Raw genomic sequence first — 19,439 nt, 5'->3', positions numbered from 1 at the left:
CATTTGGAATGCGTTCCCCCTGTGAGAGGGGGCTTGCCCCCGATGGCGGCGGTCCTGCCTACATCAATTTAGGCGTCACGAAACAACCACGGCTGGCTCGCCCGGTGCCTGGCTTCAAACGCGGCAATCGCATCGCCGTCCTGCAGGGTCAGGCCAATATCGTCCAGGCCGTTGATCAGGCAGTGCTTGCGGAAGGCATCCACTTCAAAGTGGTACACCTTGCCGTCCGGGCGGGTCACGGTTTGCGCGGCCAGGTCGATGGTCAGTTGGTAACCCACATCAGCTTCCACCGCCTTGAACAGCTCATCCACTTCCGCATCGCTCAAGATGATCGGCAACAGGCCGTTCTTGAAGCTGTTGTTGAAGAAGATGTCGGCATAGCTCGGCGCGATGATGCTGCGAAAGCCATATTCTTCCAGGGCCCACGGCGCATGCTCGCGGCTGGAGCCGCAACCGAAGTTTTCCCGGGCCAGCAACACGCTGGCACCTTGGTAGCGCTCGGCGTTAAGCACGAAGTCCTTGTTCAGCGGGCGCTTGGAGTTGTCCTGGTAGGCGTAGCCCACGTCCAGGTAGCGCCACTCGTCGAACAGGTTGGGGCCGAAACCGGTGCGCTTGATCGACTTCAAGAACTGCTTGGGAATGATCTGGTCAGTGTCGACGTTGGCGCGGTCCAACGGCGCGACCAAACCGGTGTGTTGGGTAAAAGCTCTCATCGGGTTTTCCTCAGATCAATTCGCGAACGTCGATGAAGCGACCGTTGACGGCAGCGGCGGCGGCCATGGCCGGGCTCACCAGGTGGGTACGGCCACCGGCGCCCTGACGCCCCTCGAAGTTACGGTTGGAGGTCGACGCGCAATGCTCGCCCGACTCCAGGCGGTCCGGGTTCATTGCCAGGCACATCGAGCAGCCCGGCTCACGCCATTCAAAACCGGCCTCAAGGAAGATCTTGTCCAGGCCTTCGGCTTCAGCCTGGGCTTTAACCAGGCCCGAACCTGGCACCACGATGGCCTGCTTGATGGTCGAGGCGACTTTGCGGCCCTTGGCGATCACCGCCGCCGCGCGCAGGTCTTCGATCCGCGAGTTGGTGCAGGAACCGATAAACACGCGATCCAACTGGATGTCGGTGATCGCCTGGTTGGCTTTCAAGCCCATGTACTTCAAGGCGCGCTCGATGGAACCGCGCTTGACCAGGTCGGCCTCCTGCGCCGGGTCCGGCACGTTCTGGTCGACGGCCAGGACCATTTCCGGCGAAGTGCCCCAGCTGACTTGCGGCTTGATCTGGGCAGCGTCGAGCTCTACCACGGTGTCGAACACCGCATCGGCGTCGGACACCAGGTCTTTCCAGGCTTCAACCGCTGCGTCCCAATCGGCGCCCGCCGGTGCGAAAGGACGGCCTTTTACGTATTCAACGGTTTTCTCGTCCGCCGCCACCATGCCGACGCGGGCACCGGCTTCGATGGACATGTTGCAGATGGTCATGCGGCCTTCGATGGACAGGTCGCGAATGGCGCTGCCGGCGAACTCGATGGCATGGCCGTTACCGCCGGCGGTGCCGATCTTGCCGATCACGGCGAGCACGATGTCCTTGGCGGTCACGCCAAACGGCAATTGGCCTTCGACGCGTACCAGCATGTTCTTCATCTTTTTGGCGACCAGGCACTGGGTGGCGAACACGTGTTCCACCTCCGAGGTGCCGATGCCGTGCGCCAGGGCGCCGAACGCGCCGTGGGTGGAGGTGTGGGAGTCGCCGCAGACCACGGTCATGCCCGGCAAGGTCGCGCCCTGCTCCGGGCCGATGACGTGCACGATGCCTTGACGCACGTCATTCATCTTGAATTCGGTGATGCCATATTCATCGCAATAGTCGTCGAGGGTCTGTACCTGCAAACGCGACACGGTGTCGACAATGGCGTCAATCCCGCCCTTGCGCTCCGGGGTGGTCGGTACGTTGTGGTCCGGGGTGGCGATGATCGAGTCGACGCGCCAAGGCTTGCGCCCGGCCAGCCGCAGGCCTTCGAACGCTTGTGGCGAGGTCACTTCATGGATGATGTGACGGTCGATATAGATCAGCGACGAGCCATCGTCGCGCCGTTTCACTTCATGGGAATCCCAAAGCTTGTCGTAAAGCGTTTTGCCGGCCATCAGTCGGTCCTCATCAGCGGTGTTTCTATGCGCCGGGCTTTTCAATAACCCTTTGGCTTGTGAGGCTGATGGTATGGCGCTACATTAAATAACTCAAATTCATATTTTTTATGCTTTGGATTACCAACTGGAATACCACCATGGACCTGGCCAACCTCAATGCCTTTATTGCCATCGCCGAGACCGGCAGCTTCTCCGGCGCCGGCGAACGCCTGCACCTGACCCAACCGGCTATCAGCAAGCGTATTGCTGGCCTGGAACAGCAATTGAAGGTGCGCCTGTTTGATCGCCTGGGCCGTGAAGTCGGCTTGACCGAAGCCGGCCGGGCCTTGCTGCCGCGCGCTTATCAGATTCTCAACGTGCTGGACGACACCCGCCGCGCCCTCACCAACCTCACCGGAGAAGTCAGCGGTCGCCTCACTTTAGCCACCAGCCACCATATTGGCCTGCATCGTCTGCCACCGATCCTGCGCACCTTCACCCGGGAATACCCGAACGTAGCCCTGGACATCCAGTTTCTCGATTCGGAAGTGGCCTACGAAGAAATCCTCCACGGCCGCGCCGAAGTGGCAGTGATCACCCTGGCGCCCGATCCGCATCACCTGGTAAGCGCCACCCCGGTGTGGGACGACCCGCTGGATTTCGTGGTGGCGCCGGAGCACAGCCTCACCGGCAACCGCGACGTCAGCCTGACCGATATTGCCGGCCACCCGGCGGTTTTCCCTGGCGGTAATACCTTTACCCACCATATTGTCAGCCGACTGTTCGAGGCCCAGGGCCTTACGCCGAACATCGCGATGAGTACCAACTACCTGGAAACCATCAAGATGATGGTCTCCATCGGCTTGGCCTGGAGCGTCCTGCCGCGCACCATGCTCGATGATCAGGTGGCGAGTATCGCTTTGCCGGGCATACAACTCAGTCGCCAGCTAGGCTATATCGTGCACACCGAAAGGACGCTGTCGAATGCTGCGCGGGCTTTCATGAGCCTGTTGGATGCACAGGTGGATCTGCCAGTGATACCGGTATGACGCCGTGCGGCCTCGGGTTCTGAGTCAACCCGCGCTGTTTGCCCATCGAGCCAAGGCCCTTTGATAATGCGCAACCCCGTCGACCCTGTGCCACCCCTGCCCCGTATTTACGCCCTGGACCCTCAACAGGCGGAACAACGCTGGGAGAGCGCGCCACAACTGCTGGCAGCCCTTAATGCTGCGCGGCTGGGCGCATGGTGCTGGGAAATCGACACGGGCCGTATCAGCTGGTCACGGGGCACCCAGGCACTGTTCGGCTTCGACCCGCGCCAGCCGCTGCCCAAGGACCTGGATTACCTCGACCTGCTTGCGCCGTCGGATCGATCCAGGGTGGTGCGGGCCTTTCATGCGGTGCTGGCCGGCGAGCCGTTCGAGCAGGCCATGCACCATCACATCCAATGGCCGGACGGCACTCATCACTGGCTGGAGATCAATGGCAGCCTGGCACCGGACAAGGCCGGCCGGCGCCGCATGATCGGCGTGATCCGCGAAACCACGCGCCAGCGCGAGCGGGAGCACGCCCTCAGCCATTCCGAAAAACGCTTCGCCACCTTGTTTCACCTGTGCCCGAACATGGTGCTGTTGACCCGCCAGTCCGACGGCCTGATCAGTGAAGCCAACCAGTATTTCGAGATGCTCTTCGGCTGGCCGGTGGCCGATGCCATCGGCCGCACCACCCTGGACCTGGGCCTGTGGCGGCACCCCGAACAACGCGCGCAACTGGTCCAGGCCACCCAGCGCAAGGGTGAGCCCATCACCATGGAAGTGCAGTTCTGCGCCAGCAACGGCCAGATCCACGATGGCACCCTCAGTGCACAAAAGGTCGAACTGGAGGGCGAGGCTTATTTGCTCAGCACCTTTCTCGACACCACCGAGCGCAAAAACGCCGAAAATGCCCTCAAGGACAGCCAGGAGCGCCTGGACCTGGCCCTGGACTCGGCGCAACTAGGCACCTGGGACTGGCATATCCCCACCGGCTTGCTCTACGGCTCGGCCCGCGCCGCGCAACTGCACGGCCTGCCCCCCGAGCCCTTTCATGAATCCTTCGAGGCGTTTTTCGAGGGCATGCCCACGCAAGAACGCGAGAACATGCGTAACGCCTATCGCACCCTGCGCGAAGGCCCGGCCGGCAATTATCAACTGACTTACCGTGTGCAGCTGGAAGACGGCAGCTCGCGCTACCTGGAAAGCCGCGCCCGCCTCTACCGCGATGAACAAGGGGCGCCGCTGCGCATGGCCGGCACCCTGCTGGACATCACCGACCAGGTGGAGCGCGAACAACGCCTGACCGCCTCCGAAGAAAAGTTCGCCAGCCTGTTCCAGGCCAGCCCCGACCCCATCTGCGTCACCTGCCTGGACAGCGGCGCGTTCATCGAGATCAACCCCGCCTTTACCCAGATCTTTGGCTGGACGGCGGCCGAGGTGATCGACAAGAGCGCCGAGCAGATCGGCCTGTGGGACGAGTCAAGCAAGCGCCTGCAGCGTATCGAACAGGTGATTCGCGATCAGGCGCTGAGCAATGTGGCCATCGTGGTGCACCACAAGAACGGCCAGACCCTGACCTGCATGATTTCCAGCCGACTGATCAAGGTGGGCGACCAGCCGTGCATCGTCACCACGTTGCGCGACATCACCCAGCAACAACGCTCGGAGGCCGCGCTGAAGGCCAGCGAGGAGAAGTTCGCCAAGGCCTTCCATTCCAGCCCTGACGCCATATCCATCACCGAGCGCGATACCGGCCGTTACGTGGAGGTCAACGACGGCTTCTGCCGCCTTACCGGCTATCGCGCCGAAGAAGCCATCGGCCTGACGCTGTACCAGATCGGCATCTGGGCCGATGAAAACCAGCGCGCGGCCTTATTGGCCGAATTGCAGATCAAGGGGCGCATCCATCACCTGGAAATGCTCTGGTGCAACAAGCGCGGCGACGTATTGGCGGTGGAGGTGTCGGTCGAACCGATCACCCTCAATGAAACCCCGTGCCTGCTCCTGACCGCACGGGACGTGAGCCTGCTGAAAAACGCCCAGGCGCAGATTCGTCACCTGGCGTATCACGACCCGCTGACCAACCTGCCTAACCGTGCGCTGCTGATGAATCGCCTGAGCCAACAGATTGCCTTGCTCAAGCGCCATAACCTGCGCGGCGCCCTGCTGTTTCTTGACCTCGACCATTTCAAGCACATCAACGATTCCCTCGGCCACCCGGTGGGCGACACCGTGCTGAAAATCGTCACGGCACGCCTGGAAGCCAGCGTGCGCATGGAGGACACGGTCGCGCGCCTGGGCGGCGACGAATTCGTGGTGCTGCTCAGCGGCCTGGACGGCACGCGCCCGCAAGTCAGCGCCCAGGTGCAGGAACTGGCCGATACCCTGCGCGAATTGCTGTCGGAGCCGATGTTCCTCGATGGCCATCGCCTGCAGGTCACGCCAAGCATCGGCGTGGCATTGATTCCAGACCATGGCACGACCCCGGCCGACCTCCTAAAGCGCGCCGACATCGCGCTGTACCGGGCCAAGGACTCGGGGCGCAACACCACGCAGATGTTCCACAACAGCATGCAAAAAGCCGCCAGCGAGCGCCTGCGCATGGAAACCGACCTGCGCCTGGCCCTGTCACGCGGCGAGTTCAGCGTGCATTACCAACCCCAGGTGGATGCGCGCGGCAACAAGATCGTCGGCGCCGAGGCCCTGGTGCGCTGGCAGCATCCGCAGCTGGGCGCGCAGTCGCCGTCCGAATTCATCAAGGTCCTGGAGGACAGCGGCCTGATCCTCGAAGTCGGTACCTGGATCCTCGATGAGGCCTGCGCCGCCTTTGCACAGCTGATTGCTGAAGGCCTGGTGGACCCGCTGAACTTCAGCCTGTGCGTCAACATCAGCCCCCGGCAGTTTCGTCAGAACGACTTTGTGGAACGGGTGGAGCGCAGCCTCAAGCGGCATCAGCTGCCCTACAACCTGCTGAAGTTGGAAATCACCGAAGGTATCGTGATTCAGAACCTCGACGACACCGTGGCCAAGATGCGCCGCCTGAAAAAGCTCGGCGTCAGTTTTGCCATGGATGACTTCGGCACCGGCTACTCATCGCTGACCTACCTCAAGCGCCTGCCGGTGGATGCGCTGAAAATCGATCAATCGTTTGTGCGGGATGCGACTCATGATCCGAACGATGCGGAAATCATCCGGGCGATTGTGGCCATGGCGAGTAGCTTGAATCTGGAGGTCATTGCCGAAGGGGTGGAAACAGCGGAACAGTTGGCGTTTTTGCAGGGATTGGGCTGCCATTTGTATCAGGGGTATTTGCACAGCAGGCCGCTGCCGCTGGATCAGTTTAAACAACTGCTGGGGTGATTGGCGGCCACCCAATCATGGGCGGGTGGCCGCTTATTCAACAACTAAAAAATATAGAGCGACACGATGGCTTCACCATGCAAGCACATCAGCACTCAGAACAATCCCTTAAACGGGTTGAGATTGCTGAAAAAGCTGGCAATACCGCTAATGGCACTCGTAATCGGTTTGAAGATGTTGCTAAGAGCATTGCCAATACCGCCAAAAAGCTTACTTAGGAAGCCACCCTTTTTTGCAGGCTGTGGCAGAACCGCATTGCAGGACGGTGGGGGGCGGCAGGACCGTCGTGGATGGCAGTGATCGAAATGAATCCTACCGTCAGCCCCCCTTGGCGCTGCCGAGTGCATCGAGTCAAAATTTTGGCTGTATGTCTGATCCGACGGTGTTGGGGGTGAGGAAAGCAGGTTAAAAATGCGATCTAACATGAGTGTTGCTCCTATGAAGTTGGCCAACTTATAAAAAGTAAAACTCCCCTTAACCAAGCCAGTTAATGAAATTTTTACTTACCATCAGTGACCGATAGCTTCTCGGAGGTTCCGGCGCCCCATGTAACAACGAAATACAAACCACAAAAAAGGGCGCCTCATGCGCCTACGTACCCTTGCTCGCGAAAAATCCAAAGACACCGCGTTAAATCAAGATGCCTGCGTTATCGTTGACGTCCTTCGCGAGCAAGCTCGCTCCTACAGAAGGCAAAGCCGCTTCGGGATGAGCCATGCCGAGCAGTCGGCTGACTTGCTGCAGGTCAGTCTCACGACGCATGGCGGTAAACAACTCCACCGCCTCCGGATAATTGCGGGTCAGCATTGCCAGCCACTGCTTCAAACGACCCGGCGCCTGGCGCTCAGTCAACTGCGCCACCGATTGCGTCCAGAACGCCTGAAGCATCGGCTGCATCTGTGCCCAGCTCATCTCCACCACCTCTTCGCCCGCGCGGGCGGCAGCAATTTGCCGGGCGAGATCAGGGCGTGATACCAGGCCGCGGCCCAACATGATGTCCTCGACGCCACTGATTTCGCGGCAACGCCGCCAGTCTTCGACGCTCCAGATATCCCCGTTGGCGAACACCGGCACCTTGACCACCTCCTGCACGCGCGGGATCCACTCCCAATGGGCTGGCGGCTTGTAACCGTCCGTCTTGGTCCGCGCATGCACCACGATATGCGCCGCGCCGCCTTCGGCCAAAGCCGTGGCACACACCAGCGCGCCATCCGGACTGTCGAAGCCCAGGCGCATCTTGGCGGTCACCGGGATATGGGCCGGCACGGCGCGGCGTACGTGTTCGACGATCTGGTTGAGCAGCTCCGGCTCCTTGAGCAGCACCGCACCGCCACGGGATTTATTGACGGTCTTGGCCGGGCAGCCAAAGTTCAGGTCGATCACCTCGGAGCCCAGCTCGCAGGCCAGGGCGGCGTTTTCCGCCAGGCACACCGGGTCGGAGCCAAGCAGTTGCACGCGCAACGGCACGCCGGCCGCAGTGTGGGCACCGTGCAGCAGTTCCGGGGCGAGCTTGTGGAAATACGCCGGGGTGAGCAGGCGGTCGTTGACACGGATGAACTCGGTTACGCACCAGTCGATACCGCCCACGCGGGTCAGCACGTCCCGCAGGATGTTGTCGACCAACCCCTCCATGGGCGCCAAAGCAATTTGCATGGAAAACACTCAACAAAAATCGTGGCGCAGTTTACTGGGTTTCCCACGGCAACCGTTAACCCCCTGTCAGGGCCGGACCATAACCGTCGAGAAACTCCGCCGGCATGCGTTTGGGCTTGCCGGTGGACAGTTCGATGCAGACAAAGGTGGTTTGCGCGCGCAGCAAGGTAGCACCGTCACGCGGGCGTACCAGTTGAAAGCGACGGGTCATTTTCAGGCGCTGGTCCCAGTCGACGATCCAGGTGGCCAGCTGCAGCTCATCGCCTTCGTAGCCCGCCGCCAGGTAATCGATTTCATGGCGCACCACCGCCATGGCGCGGTCCAGGCGACGGTACTCGGTGAGGTCCAGCCCCAGCCCCAGGCGCTGGGAATGGCGCCAGGCGCAGCGTTCCAGCCAGGACACGTACACCGCGTTATTGGCGTGCCCCAGGCCGTCGATGTCTTCAGGGGCGACCTGCAGATCGATGATAAACGGCGTTGCCAAATCCCAGCCCATGCCTTGCTCCCAGTCGATTAATGTCGGCGGGGCAGTGTATCAGGCGGTTTGCCGGTCCTGTAAACGACGACCGGCCAACAGCGTCAGCACACCCTCGATCACTCGGGGGTCGGCCAGCACTTTCTGGTGCCCGCCCTGCTCCAGGCGCAGCAGACGGCTGTCGAACCAGGCGTCGTGGATGGCTTGAGACGCCTTGACCGGAACGAAGGTATCGTCTTCGGCGTGCACGACCAGCCCGGGGATATTCATCTGGTAATGCGCCACATCCAAGTGCTTGAGCGGCATTCCGAACGTCAACTCCACCTCCTGGATAAATGCCGAGCGTGCGCGCGCCGGCAGACCGACCATCGTGGTAAAACCGCGCAGCACATCCAAAAAGCGTGACGGGGCGGCGATGCTCACCAACGCTTCGGTACGCAATCCCAACTGCACCGCCAGCATCGCACTGGCGCCGCCCATGGAATGGCCGATCACAGCGTGCAGCGGCGGTAATTCGGCAGGCGCCTCCAACATGGCTCGGGCGAAGAGCAGCACATGGGCTTCACGCCCCGGCGAGTGGCCATGGGCAGGACCGTCCAGGGCAATCACGGAATAACCGTTGTCTATCAACGCGGTGATCAAGCTGGCGAACTGGGTTGGCCGACCTTCCCAGCCGTGCATCAACAACACCGCAGGGCCTTGGCCCCAGCGCAGCGCCGACAGGCCGAAACGCAAGGTGATGCGTTCCGATTGCGCCAGCAGCGGCAGTTCCCAGTCACGTGGCGGCAGGTCGCGCGGCGTCATGAAGGCACGACGCATCTTGTTGGCGACCGTTTGCGGTGCCAGGTGCCCCAGCGTGCCGTTGAAGCGACGAATCCAGGTTAACGTGCCCATCCCTGCCCCCTCTTCTAACGCACAGCCGACTTGGCAGCGCGTAACACTCGGTCCGACAACTCGCCCGACCCCAGGGCGCGTGCCAATGCCAGCCCACCGATCATCAACGCCATATCAGCCAAGGCTTTGTCGGTGTCTTCGGGACTGGCGGCGAGTTGGGCAGCCATCAGTTCCACATGCTCGTTCAGCGCATCGCGAAAGGCATCCGGCAGCCGCGCCATCTCGCCCACGGTGGCCGGGATCGGGCACGCTTGCGCCGTTGAGTCGCGGTGCTTGCGCGACAGATAAAACGCCGCCACCAGACCTCTGCGCTCCTCTCCCGTAAGCTGTGCATCCATATCGTCGATAGATGCACGCCGCCGCGCCAACAACTGGCTGAACGCCTCCAGCATCAACGCGTCCTTGCTTTCAAAGTGCGCGTAGAAACCACCGACGGTCAGCCCCGCCGCGCCCATGACTTCACCCACGCTCGGCTCAACCGGGCCACGCTGGACCAACGCGGCGCTGGCGGCTTGCAGAATACGTTCGCGGGTTTGCGCTTTTTTATCGTTCATCGTTGCCTCCGTCCTTCATGGGTTGAATATTATTACCATAATAATATTTCGCAAGCGACAGGCATGACCACTGGTCAGAACAGAAGAATGGAATAGAGGAGAGAATTGGCCAAACGCCAGACAAACAAAAGGGCCATTCAATAATTGAATGACCCTTAAAAATCCCGCAGAGCGGGTAATCGTGGCGTCCCCTAGGGGACTCGAACCCCTGTTACCGCCGTGAAAGGGCGGTGTCCTAGGCCACTAGACGAAGGGGACACAAACCTTCTGTACAGCTGATCAGTGCTGAGACCTGATCAATTCAAGGACGGTGTGGCCAGACCTTGAACCTGCAAATTGGTGGAGCTAAACGGGATCGAACCGTTGACCTCTTGCATGCCATGCAAGCGCTCTCCCAGCTGAGCTATAGCCCCGGATTTTTCGCCTCGCGGCGCAGCAGACCTTTCGAACTGCTTGTTGAAACTGGCGTCCCCTAGGGGACTCGAACCCCTGTTACCGCCGTGAAAGGGCGGTGTCCTAGGCCACTAGACGAAGGGGACAAAACCTTCTGTACATCTGATCAGAGCTGAGACCTGATCAATTCAAGGACGGTGTGGCCAGACCTTGAACCTGCAAATTGGTGGAGCTAAACGGGATCGAACCGTTGACCTCTTGCATGCCATGCAAGCGCTCTCCCAGCTGAGCTATAGCCCCTCATCGGTGAGGACGGGGCGAATCTTAATGGCGGTTTGGAAACGTGTCAAATTTATTTTCAACATTTTCCAAAATTTTTTGCCGGGATAACAATCACTTACCGACGAAACCCCGGAAAACCTGGGTTTCGTCGCTGCAATGGACGGCTTAAGCGATAGCGCCCAACAGTTTTTCCCACTCTTTGTTTTCTTTCTTCGATACACCACCAAGCAAATCAAGGGCTTGGCGCAGGCGGAAACGAGTCAGGTCCGGGCCGAGAATTTCCATCGCATCGAGCACCGACACCGAACTGGCCTGCCCGGTGATCGCGGCAAACATCAGCGGCATGGCATCGCGCAATTTCAACTCCAGGGACTCGACCACCGCCTGGATCGTCGCAGTGATCGCGTCCTTCTCCCACTGGCGCAGGCTTTCCAGCTTCCACAGGATCAACTGCATCAGCTGGCGAACCTGGTCGCCCGAGAGTTTCTTCGATTCGAACAGCTTGGCATCCGGGGTGACGCCACCGGCAAAGAAGAAGCTGGCCAACGGTGCGACCTGGCTGAACGTCTCCACCCTGCCCTGCACCAACGGCGCGATCTTCATCATGTATTCAGGGTTCAGCGCCCATTGCTGCACGCGGCTGGCGAACTCTTCCACCGGCAAATCACGCAGCCACTGGCCATTGAGCCACGAGAGTTTCTCGATATCGAAGATCGGCCCGCCCAGGGACACGCGGGACAAGTCAAAGTTATCGACCATTTCCTGCAGCGAGAACTTCTCGCGCTCGTCCGGCATCGACCAGCCCATACGGCCCAGGTAGTTGAGCATCGCTTCGGGCATGAAGCCCATGCGCTCGTAGAACGTCACCGAGGTCGGGTTCTTGCGCTTGGACAGCTTGCTCTTGTCCGGGTTACGCAGCAGCGGCATGTAGCACAGTTGTGGCTGTTCCCAACCGAAGTACTCGTAAAGCAGGATCAGCTTCGGCGCCGATGGCAGCCATTCTTCACCGCGCAATACGTGGGTGATCCCCATCAAGTGGTCGTCGACCACGTTGGCCAGGAAGTACGTCGGCAGGCCGTCGGTCTTCATCAACACCTGCATGTCCATGCGATCCCACGGGATCTCGACGTCACCGCGCAGCATGTCCGGCACCACGCACACGCCTTCGCTCGGCACCTTCATGCGGATCACATGAGGTTCACCAGCGGCCAGGCGCCGGGCCACTTCCTCGGGAGGCAGCAGCAGCGCGCGGCCATCGTAGCGTGGGGTTTCGCCACGGGCCTGTTGCTCGGCGCGCATCTGGTCGAGTTCTTCTGCGGTGCAGAAGCATGGGAACGCATGCCCCATGTCGACCAATTGCTGGGTGTACTGCTTGTAGATGTCGCTACGCTCGCTCTGGCGATATGGACCGTGCGGGCCACCGACGTCCGGGCCTTCGGCCCAGGTAATGCCCAACCAGCGCAAGGCATCGAAAATCTGCTGTTCCGACTCGCGGGTGGAGCGCAGTTGGTCGGTGTCTTCGATCCGCAGGATGAATTCACCGCCGTGCTGCTTGGCAAAGCAGTAGTTGAACAAGGCGATGTAGGCAGTGCCGACGTGGGGATCCCCAGTAGGCGATGGCGCGATGCGCGTGCGGACGGTGGTCATGGCAGGTCTCGAATGGGCGATATAACTGAAATTGAAACAAGGGGCGAATGGTAACAGCATGGGTGATTTCTGGAAAACCGAGGCGCAACCATCGGGGGCAAGCCCCCTCCCACACGTTGACTTGTGAACACCGTCAAATGTGGGAGGGGGCTTGCCCCCGATGAGCATGGGTATCTACACAACTTCAATAGAATAGTGCGCAGCTGTCGAGCCTTGGCGAGGCTGCGTCGGCGGTGTGTCAGACGCGCCGCAAACGCAGCCTCGCCAAGGCTCGGCAGCTGCTACGGATTTGCGCGGTGTTGGATAAGGCGGTATCTACACAGAAGGCTCGCTCAAGTTGTGTAGATACCCATGCCCCGATGAGGCCGGTCCAGCCACCGCAGATCAGACAGCCAGCAACCGCTCACGCAACTTGCCAATCTCATCCCGAGTCTGCGCCGCAGCTTCAAACTCCAGATCCCGCGCCAACTGGTACATCTTCTCTTCCAGCTGGCGGATACGCTTGGTGATCTCACTCGGCGAGCGCAGTTCGTTCTCGTACTTGGCGCTCTCTTCGGCGGCCTTGGCCATGCCCTTGCGCTTCTTGCTGCGCGAGCCCGGCACGGTGGCGCCTTCCATGATGTCGGCAACGTCCTTGAACACGCCTTTGGGCGTAATGCCGTTTTCGAGGTTGAAGGCAATTTGCTTGTCACGACGACGCTGCGTCTCGCCAATTGCCCGTTCCATGGAACCGGTGATGCGATCCGCGTAGAGAATCGCCCGGCCGTTGAGGTTACGCGCCGCACGGCCGATGGTCTGGATCAACGAGCGCTCGGAACGCAGGAAGCCCTCCTTGTCCGCATCGAGAATCGCCACCAACGACACTTCCGGCATGTCCAGGCCTTCGCGCAGCAGGTTGATGCCCACCAGTACATCAAAGGTGCCCAGGCGCAGGTCGCGGATGATCTCCACGCGCTCCACGGTGTCGATGTCCGAGTGCAGGTAGCGCACGCGCACGCCGTGGTCGGCGAGGTAGTCGGTCAAGTCTTCGGACATGCGCTTGGTCAGCGTGGTGACCAGCACCCGCTCTTCCAGCGCCACACGCTTAGTGATTTCCGAAAGCAAGTCGTCAACCTGAGTCAGCGCCGGGCGGATTTCGATTTCCGGGTCGACCAGGCCAGTCGGACGCACCAATTGCTCGATCACACGGCCGGCATGCTCGGCCTCGTAGTTGCCCGGCGTGGCCGACACAAAGATGGTCTGCGGGCTGATGGCTTCCCACTCGTCGAAGCGCATCGGCCGGTTGTCCAGCGCGGACGGCAGACGGAAGCCGTACTCCACCAGGGTTTCCTTACGCGAGCGGTCGCCCTTATACATGGCGCCCACTTGCGGCACGCTGACGTGGGACTCGTCGATCACCAGCAGCGCATCGTCGGGCAGGTAGTCGTAGAGGGTCGGCGGCGGCGCGCCGGACTCACGGCCCGACAGGTAGCGCGAGTAGTTTTCGATACCGTTGCAGTAACCCAGTTCGAGGATCATCTCCAGGTCAAAGCGCGTGCGTTGCTCCAGGCGCTGGGCTTCCACCAGCTTGTTGTTGGCGCGCAAGTACTCCAGGCGTTCGGCCAGCTCGACCTTGATGCCCTCGATGGCGCCCATCAGGGTTTCGCGTGGGGTCACGTAGTGGCTTTTCGGATAGAAGGTGAAGCGCGGCAGCTTGCGGATCACTTCGCCGGTCAACGGGTCAAAGGCCGACAGGCTCTCGACTTCATCGTCAAACAGCTCGATGCGGATCGCTTCCAGGTCGGATTCGGCCGGGTAGATGTCGATCACATCGCCACGCACGCGGAAGGTGGCGCGGGCAAAATCCATGTCGTTGCGGGTGTATTGCAGGCTCGTCAGGCGGCGCAGCAGCTCGCGCTGGTCGAGTTTGTCGCCGCGATCCACGTGCAACACCATCTTCAAATACGTTTCCGGGCTGCCCAGGCCGTAGATGCACGACACCGTGGTGACGATGATCGCGTCCTTGCGCTCCAGCAACGCCTTGGTCGCCGACAGCCGCATCTGCTCGATGTGGTCGTTGATCGACGCATCCTTCTCGATAAAGGTATCGGAAGACGGCACATACGCTTCGGGCTGGTAGTAGTCGTAGTAGGAAACGAAGTACTCCACCGCGTTGTTCGGGAAGAACGCCTTGAACTCGCCGTACAACTGCGCGGCCAGGGTCTTGTTCGGTGCCAGCACCAGCGTCGGGCGGTTGATCTGCGCGATCACGTTGGCGATGCTGAAGGTCTTGCCCGAACCGGTCACCCCGAGCAGCGTCTGGTGCGCCAGGCCGGCCTCGATGCCTTCGACCATCTGGCGAATGGCCTCGGGCTGGTCGCCGGCAGGTTCAAAGCGGGTGACTAGTTGGAAATCCGACATAACGTACCTCTTGAAGTCACCCCAGACTGTAAACCCGTCGGGGACGAAAAAGACCACAACCCGCGAAGTTTCAGAGCGGGTCGTAGGAAAAAACCATGATAGCTGTAGAAGTGGTGGCGAATGTGACGGGTTTCAAGGCAATCGTCCTGTCCGCCGTGGTTAACCGATGTTGCAATAAGACTAACGGTCGGCAAATAAACCGAAAAACTTGGCCGAAAAGCCGTTTCGGTTGTCGCCCTGAGCGGTGATGGCCTCTATACTAGCTCCCCGTTTGTGCACCGCTCTAGTGCATTCGGCTGGAGCGCGACACGTCCCTCCCTTCCCCCATAGAGCTGCCGCAAAAATGAGCCTGTTCTCCGCTGTCGAAATGGCACCACGCGATCCAATCCTGGGCCTCAACGAAGCATTCAACGCCGATACACGAACCACCAAGGTCAACCTTGGCGTGGGCGTTTACTGCAACGAGGAGGGGAAGATTCCACTCTTGCGTGCCGTTGCCGAAGCGGAAGCCATTCGCGTGGCGCAACACGCCGCCCGTGGCTACTTGCCGATCGACGGCATCGCCGCCTACGACAAGGCTGTGCAAACCCTGCTGTTCGGCACCGACTCGCCACTGCTCGAAGCTGGCCGTGTAGTGACCGTGCAAGCCGTTGGCGGCACCGGCGCCCTGAAAATCGGCGCTGACTTCCTCAAGCAGCTGCTGCCCGACGCCGTCGTCGCCATCAGCGACCCGAGCTGGGAAAACCACCGCGCCCTGTTCGAAACCGCCGGCTTCCCGGTGCAGAACTATCGCTACTACGACGCCGCCACCCACGACGTGAACCGCGCCGGCCTGCTCGAAGACCTCAACGCCCTGCCGCCCCAGTCCATCGTCGTGCTGCACGCCTGCTGCCATAACCCGACCGGCGTCGACCTGAGCCCGGCCGACTGGCAACAAGTACTGGAGGTGGTCAAGGCCAAGAACCTGGTGCCGTTCCTCGACATGGCCTACCAGGGCTTTGGCGACGGTATCCACGAAGACGCCGCCGCCGTGCGCCTGTTCGCCGAATCGGGCCTGACCTTCTTTGTCTCCAGTTCGTTCTCCAAGTCGTTCTCCCTGTACGGCGAGCGTGTGGGCGCGCTGTCCATCATTGGCGACTCCAAGGAAGAAAGCGCGCGCATCCTGTCCCAGGTCAAGCGTGTGATCCGCACCAACTACTCCAACCCGCCAACCCACGGCGCAGCGATTGTTGCCGCGGTGCTGAACAGCCCTGAGCTGCGCGCCCAGTGGGAAGCCGAACTGGCCGAAATGCGCCTGCGCATCCGGGGCATGCGTGAGCAGATGGTTGCCGAACTGGCCAAGGCTGCTCCGGGCCACGACTTCAGCTTCGTCGGTCGCCAACGTGGGATGTTCTCCTACTCCGGCCTGACCGTTGAGCAAGTCACCCGCCTGCGCAGCGAGTTTGGTATCTACGCGCTGGATACCGGGCGTATCTGTGTGGCGGCGTTGAACCAGTCGAACATTGCTGCGGTAACAAAGGCGATTGTTCAGGTTCTATAAGCCTGACGGCGTTATACGAAGGGAAGCCGTGGCTTCCCTTTTTAATGCCTGTCGGAAAATACCCTGCTCCCCTAGACTGAGCACCGATTGCCCTTTTGCTGTGAGAGCCCTATGAAAAACGACGACCTGAACCTGCACGCCGATCCCGACGACCAGGAGCACTTCACCCCACGCGCGCCGCAAGCCAAGCGCCAGAAAAGCCTGGTGCTGCAAGTGGCGCTGGGTGTGTTCCTGGGTGGCCTGGCGTTGTGGCTGGTGCAGTTGGGCGCCACGGCGATCATGGCCAAATTGGCCATGGGCACCTTCCAGTTCGGCGGCTGATAGAGATCAAAATGTGGGAGGCGCGGAGTTTTGAAGAGCGCGCTCCTCCAGTAGCTTGACGAAGCTGTTCAAACTCTGCGACACCGTGCCACGCCGCCAGATCAGCCAGGTATGCAGCGTGCGAAAACTGTCCGTCAGCGGCCACACGCTCACCGTGGTAAACCCCGGCATGCTTTCCAGCATGCTGCGTGGCATCAGCGCCAGGCCGGCCCCGGCGCTGACGCAAGCGAGCATGCCGTGGTAGGACTCCATCTCGAAGATCCTCCCCGGTACCGCGCCGTCCTGTGAAAACCAACGCTCGAAATGGTGCCGGTAGGAACAGTTGGAGCGAAAGGTGTAGATGCTCTCCCCATTCACATCCTGCCCTCGCGTGATCGGCGCGTGGTGCAACGGCGCAATCACCACCATCTCCTCCTCGAACACCGCCACGCCTTCCAAGGTGGCATGCAATACCGGCCCATCGACAAACGCCGCCGCCAGCCGTCCCGACAACACCCCCTCGATCATCGTGCCCGAAGGCCCGGTACTCAGGTCCAGTTCGACCTTGGTGTGCTTCTGGTTGTACGCCGCCAGCAGCGCCGGGATACGCACCGCCGCCGTGCTTTCCAGGGAGCCGAGGGCAAACGCGCCCTGGGGCTCCTCCCCTGCCACTGTCGCGCGGGCTTCCTGCACCAGGTCGAGAATGCGCCGCGCGTAGCCGAGGAAATTCCACCCGGCGGGCGACAGGCGCAGGCGACTCTTCTCACGAATGAACAACTCCACGCCCAAATCCTGCTCCAGTTGCTTGATGCGCGTGGTCAGGTTCGACGGCACCCGATGAATCAATTGCGCGGCGGCGCTGATGCTGCCCTGCTCGGCAACGGCCTTGAAGATTTCCAGCTGCACCAGGTCCAAGTCATTCTCCAATCGTGAACGTATCGATCAATATTATTCAGTTTCCAGAAAACATACATCCCCGTAGGCTGAACCCATTCCACACATTCAGCCGGACGGTGCCATGAACGCTATTTCTCACCAGACCCACGCCCTGTCGATCAACCCCGCCACCGGCGAAACAGTCGGCAGCTACCCCTACGAAACCGCGTCGCAACTGGACGCCGCCCTCGACCGCGCCACCGCAGCCTTCCGCACCTGGCGCCGCCAGCCGGTGAGCCAGCGTGCCGAATTGCTACTGGCCCTCGCCGGAGCCCTGCGCGATCAAGCCGAAGAGATGGCGCAGATGATCACCCTGGAAATGGGCAAGCCCATCACCCAGGCGCGTGCCGAAATCGAAAAATGCGCCCAGCTCAGCGAATGGTACGCCGCCCACGGCCCGGCCATGCTGGCCCCGGAACCGACCCTGGTGGACAACGGCAGCGCCCAGATCGAATACCGCCCGCTGGGCCCGATCCTCGCCGTGATGCCGTGGAACTTCCCGGTGTGGCAAGTGCTGCGCGGCGCCGTGCCGACCCTGCTCGCCGGCAACACCTACGTGCTCAAACACGCGCCGAACGTGATGGGCAGTGCGTACCTGATGAAAACAGCGCTGCAAAAAGCCGGTTTCCCTGAAGGCCTGTTCGAAGTCATCAACGTGACCACCGACGGCGTGTCCACCGCCATCGCCGACCCGCGCATCGCCGCCGTCACCCTCACCGGCAGCGTACGCGCCGGCATGGCCATCGGCTCCCAGGCAGGGGCTGCGCTGAAGAAATGCGTGCTGGAACTGGGCGGCTCCGACCCGTTCATCGTGCTCAACGACGCCGACCTCGACGCCGCCGTCCAGGCCGCCGTGATCGGCCGCTTCCAGAACAGCGGCCAGGTGTGCGCCGCCGCCAAGCGCCTGATCATCGAAGCTGGCGTAGTGGACGCCTTCACCGCCAGGTTCGTCGAAGCCAGCCGTGCGCTGGTGATGGGCGACCCGACATCGGCCAACACCTACGTCGGCCCCATGGCACGCTTCGACCTGCGCGACGAGTTGCACGGCCAGGTCCAGGCCACCCTGGAAGAAGGCGCCACCCTGCTGCTGGGTGGGCACAAAATCGCCGGCGCCGCCAACTACTATGAGCCGACCGTACTGGCCGACGTCACCGACCAGATGACCTCGTTCAAACAGGAACTGTTTGGCCCGGTGGCCTCGATCATCACCGCCCGCGACGCCGACCACGCCGTGGCCCTGGCCAATGACAGCGAGTTCGGCCTCACCGCCAGCATCTTCACCAGCGATCCGGCCAAGGCCCGCGACATTGCCAACCAACTGGAAACCGGCGGGATCTTCGTCAATGCGTTCAGCGTGTCCGACCCTCGGGTGGCGTTTGGCGGCGTGAAGAAGAGCGGGTTCGGCCGCGAGTTGTCGCACTTTGGCGTGCGCGAGTTCTGCAATGCCCAGACCGTATGGCTGGATCGCAAATAATTCAAGACAACACAGCACCTGTGGCGAGGGAGCTTGCTCCCGCAGGGCTGCGCAGCAGCCCTAGCGAATATGCCGCCGCACACATTGCACCAGCCCATCCAGCGCCTGTGACTTCACCGGCGCCAGCACGCAGACCGTGTGTTCGCGCTCTCCTTCCGTCACGGTCAGGGTGTAATGCACCTGGCCTGGGTTGCCGGGTTCCGGCGCCGTGCTTTGCGGCAACTGAAAGAAGTCTGATTTCTCGATCAGTTGCCGCAACTCTTGCTGGTCCGGCTCGGGCAGCGTGTCCAATTGCACGGTACGAGGTTTGGCCAGGCCCGGAAAAAACGCCGGTCCGCCGATTTCCTTGATCGAAATTTGCATGGCTGTTCCT

16 protein-coding genes and 4 tRNA genes are annotated in these 19,439 nt (G+C 61.3%); 6 read left to right on the top strand and 14 right to left on the bottom strand.

Translation table 11 applies throughout. The features are described from left to right. Positions 1-68 precede the first annotated feature (68 nt). The gene (gene leuD / locus FIV39_RS12460; protein WP_090406674.1) at positions 69-713 is read right to left on the bottom strand and encodes a 3-isopropylmalate dehydratase small subunit; all 645 of its coding nucleotides are present in this window, start codon (positions 711-713) and stop codon (positions 69-71) included. 10 nt (positions 714-723) lie between these two features. Beyond that, on the bottom strand, positions 724-2,142 hold the full coding sequence (gene leuC, locus FIV39_RS12455; RefSeq protein ID WP_090406677.1) for a 3-isopropylmalate dehydratase large subunit: 1,419 nt from the start codon (positions 2,140-2,142) through the stop codon (positions 724-726). A gap of 140 nt (positions 2,143-2,282) precedes the next feature. On the opposite strand from leuC, the gene FIV39_RS12450 reads away from it, so the two are divergent. From FIV39_RS12450 to FIV39_RS33000, 3 genes are all read left to right on the top strand, one after another. Next, a complete protein-coding gene (locus FIV39_RS12450; RefSeq protein WP_090406680.1) occupies positions 2,283-3,173 on the top strand; it encodes a LysR family transcriptional regulator in 891 nt (296 codons plus the stop codon). A gap of 66 nt (positions 3,174-3,239) precedes the next feature. Next, a complete protein-coding gene (locus FIV39_RS12445) occupies positions 3,240-6,518 on the top strand; it encodes an EAL domain-containing protein (RefSeq protein ID WP_146371525.1) in 3,279 nt (1,092 codons plus the stop codon). Positions 6,519-6,595: 77 nt separating this feature from the next. Beyond that, the gene (locus tag FIV39_RS33000; RefSeq protein WP_159440133.1) at positions 6,596-6,736 is read left to right on the top strand and encodes a hypothetical protein; all 141 of its coding nucleotides are present in this window, start codon (positions 6,596-6,598) and stop codon (positions 6,734-6,736) included. A gap of 412 nt (positions 6,737-7,148) precedes the next feature. Here FIV39_RS33000 and FIV39_RS12440 read toward each other — a convergent pair whose 3' ends face one another. From FIV39_RS12440 to uvrB, 10 genes are all read right to left on the bottom strand, one after another. Beyond that, positions 7,149-8,171, bottom strand: coding sequence for a tRNA dihydrouridine synthase (locus FIV39_RS12440; RefSeq protein WP_090406686.1), 1,023 nt, complete (start codon positions 8,169-8,171; stop codon positions 7,149-7,151). A 55-nt stretch (positions 8,172-8,226) separates the two neighbouring features. Then, on the bottom strand, positions 8,227-8,667 hold the full coding sequence (locus FIV39_RS12435) for an acyl-CoA thioesterase (RefSeq protein WP_090406689.1): 441 nt from the start codon (positions 8,665-8,667) through the stop codon (positions 8,227-8,229). 39 nt (positions 8,668-8,706) lie between these two features. Then, entirely contained in the window at positions 8,707-9,540 is an 834-nt protein-coding gene (locus tag FIV39_RS12430; protein WP_090406692.1) for an alpha/beta hydrolase, read from the bottom strand. Positions 9,541-9,554: 14 nt separating this feature from the next. Continuing rightward, positions 9,555-10,094, bottom strand: coding sequence for a TetR/AcrR family transcriptional regulator (locus tag FIV39_RS12425; RefSeq protein ID WP_090406695.1), 540 nt, complete (start codon positions 10,092-10,094; stop codon positions 9,555-9,557). Positions 10,095-10,276: 182 nt separating this feature from the next. Then, positions 10,277-10,352, bottom strand: a tRNA-Glu gene (locus FIV39_RS12420). A 79-nt stretch (positions 10,353-10,431) separates the two neighbouring features. After that, a tRNA-Ala gene (locus FIV39_RS12415) sits at positions 10,432-10,507 on the bottom strand. Between the two features lie 50 nt (positions 10,508-10,557). Next, positions 10,558-10,633: transfer RNA gene (locus FIV39_RS12410), tRNA-Glu, on the bottom strand. Positions 10,634-10,711: 78 nt separating this feature from the next. Then, positions 10,712-10,787, bottom strand: a tRNA-Ala gene (locus FIV39_RS12405). Between the two features lie 147 nt (positions 10,788-10,934). Next, the gene (gltX, locus tag FIV39_RS12400) at positions 10,935-12,416 is read right to left on the bottom strand and encodes a glutamate--tRNA ligase (protein WP_090406698.1); all 1,482 of its coding nucleotides are present in this window, start codon (positions 12,414-12,416) and stop codon (positions 10,935-10,937) included. 384 nt (positions 12,417-12,800) lie between these two features. Then, positions 12,801-14,816 carry an excinuclease ABC subunit UvrB gene (gene uvrB / locus FIV39_RS12395; protein ID WP_027604059.1) on the bottom strand — a complete coding sequence of 672 codons (2,016 nt, stop codon included), beginning with the start codon at positions 14,814-14,816 and terminating at the stop codon, positions 12,801-12,803. 343 nt (positions 14,817-15,159) lie between these two features. Here uvrB and FIV39_RS12390 point away from each other — a divergent pair, with 343 nt between their 5' ends. Further along, positions 15,160-16,356 carry an amino acid aminotransferase gene (locus tag FIV39_RS12390; protein WP_090406701.1) on the top strand — a complete coding sequence of 399 codons (1,197 nt, stop codon included), beginning with the start codon at positions 15,160-15,162 and terminating at the stop codon, positions 16,354-16,356. A 111-nt stretch (positions 16,357-16,467) separates the two neighbouring features. Beyond that, positions 16,468-16,677 (top strand): hypothetical protein, encoded by a 210-nt coding sequence (locus tag FIV39_RS12385; RefSeq protein WP_074847327.1) that lies wholly within the window; start codon positions 16,468-16,470, stop codon positions 16,675-16,677. 6 nt (positions 16,678-16,683) lie between these two features. Here the strand turns inward: FIV39_RS12385 and ptrR are convergent, their stop codons facing one another. Then, a complete protein-coding gene (gene ptrR, locus FIV39_RS12380) occupies positions 16,684-17,571 on the bottom strand; it encodes a putrescine utilization regulator PtrR (protein WP_090406704.1) in 888 nt (295 codons plus the stop codon). A gap of 103 nt (positions 17,572-17,674) precedes the next feature. Here ptrR and FIV39_RS12375 point away from each other — a divergent pair, with 103 nt between their 5' ends. After that, positions 17,675-19,066: an aldehyde dehydrogenase family protein gene (locus FIV39_RS12375; protein WP_090406707.1), complete on the top strand. Its 1,392-nt coding sequence runs from the start codon at positions 17,675-17,677 to the stop codon at positions 19,064-19,066. A gap of 60 nt (positions 19,067-19,126) precedes the next feature. Here FIV39_RS12375 and FIV39_RS12370 read toward each other — a convergent pair whose 3' ends face one another. Next, positions 19,127-19,429, bottom strand: a complete 303-nt coding sequence (locus FIV39_RS12370; protein WP_090406709.1) for a protealysin inhibitor emfourin — start codon at positions 19,427-19,429, stop codon at positions 19,127-19,129. Between the last annotated feature and the right edge of the window lie 10 nt (positions 19,430-19,439).

It is taken from the genome of Pseudomonas grimontii (assembly GCF_007858185.1).
Classification (GTDB): domain Bacteria; phylum Pseudomonadota; class Gammaproteobacteria; order Pseudomonadales; family Pseudomonadaceae; genus Aquipseudomonas; species Aquipseudomonas grimontii.
Note: the sequence above shows the minus strand (reverse complement) of the source record. Positions and strands in the feature narration are given on the sequence as shown.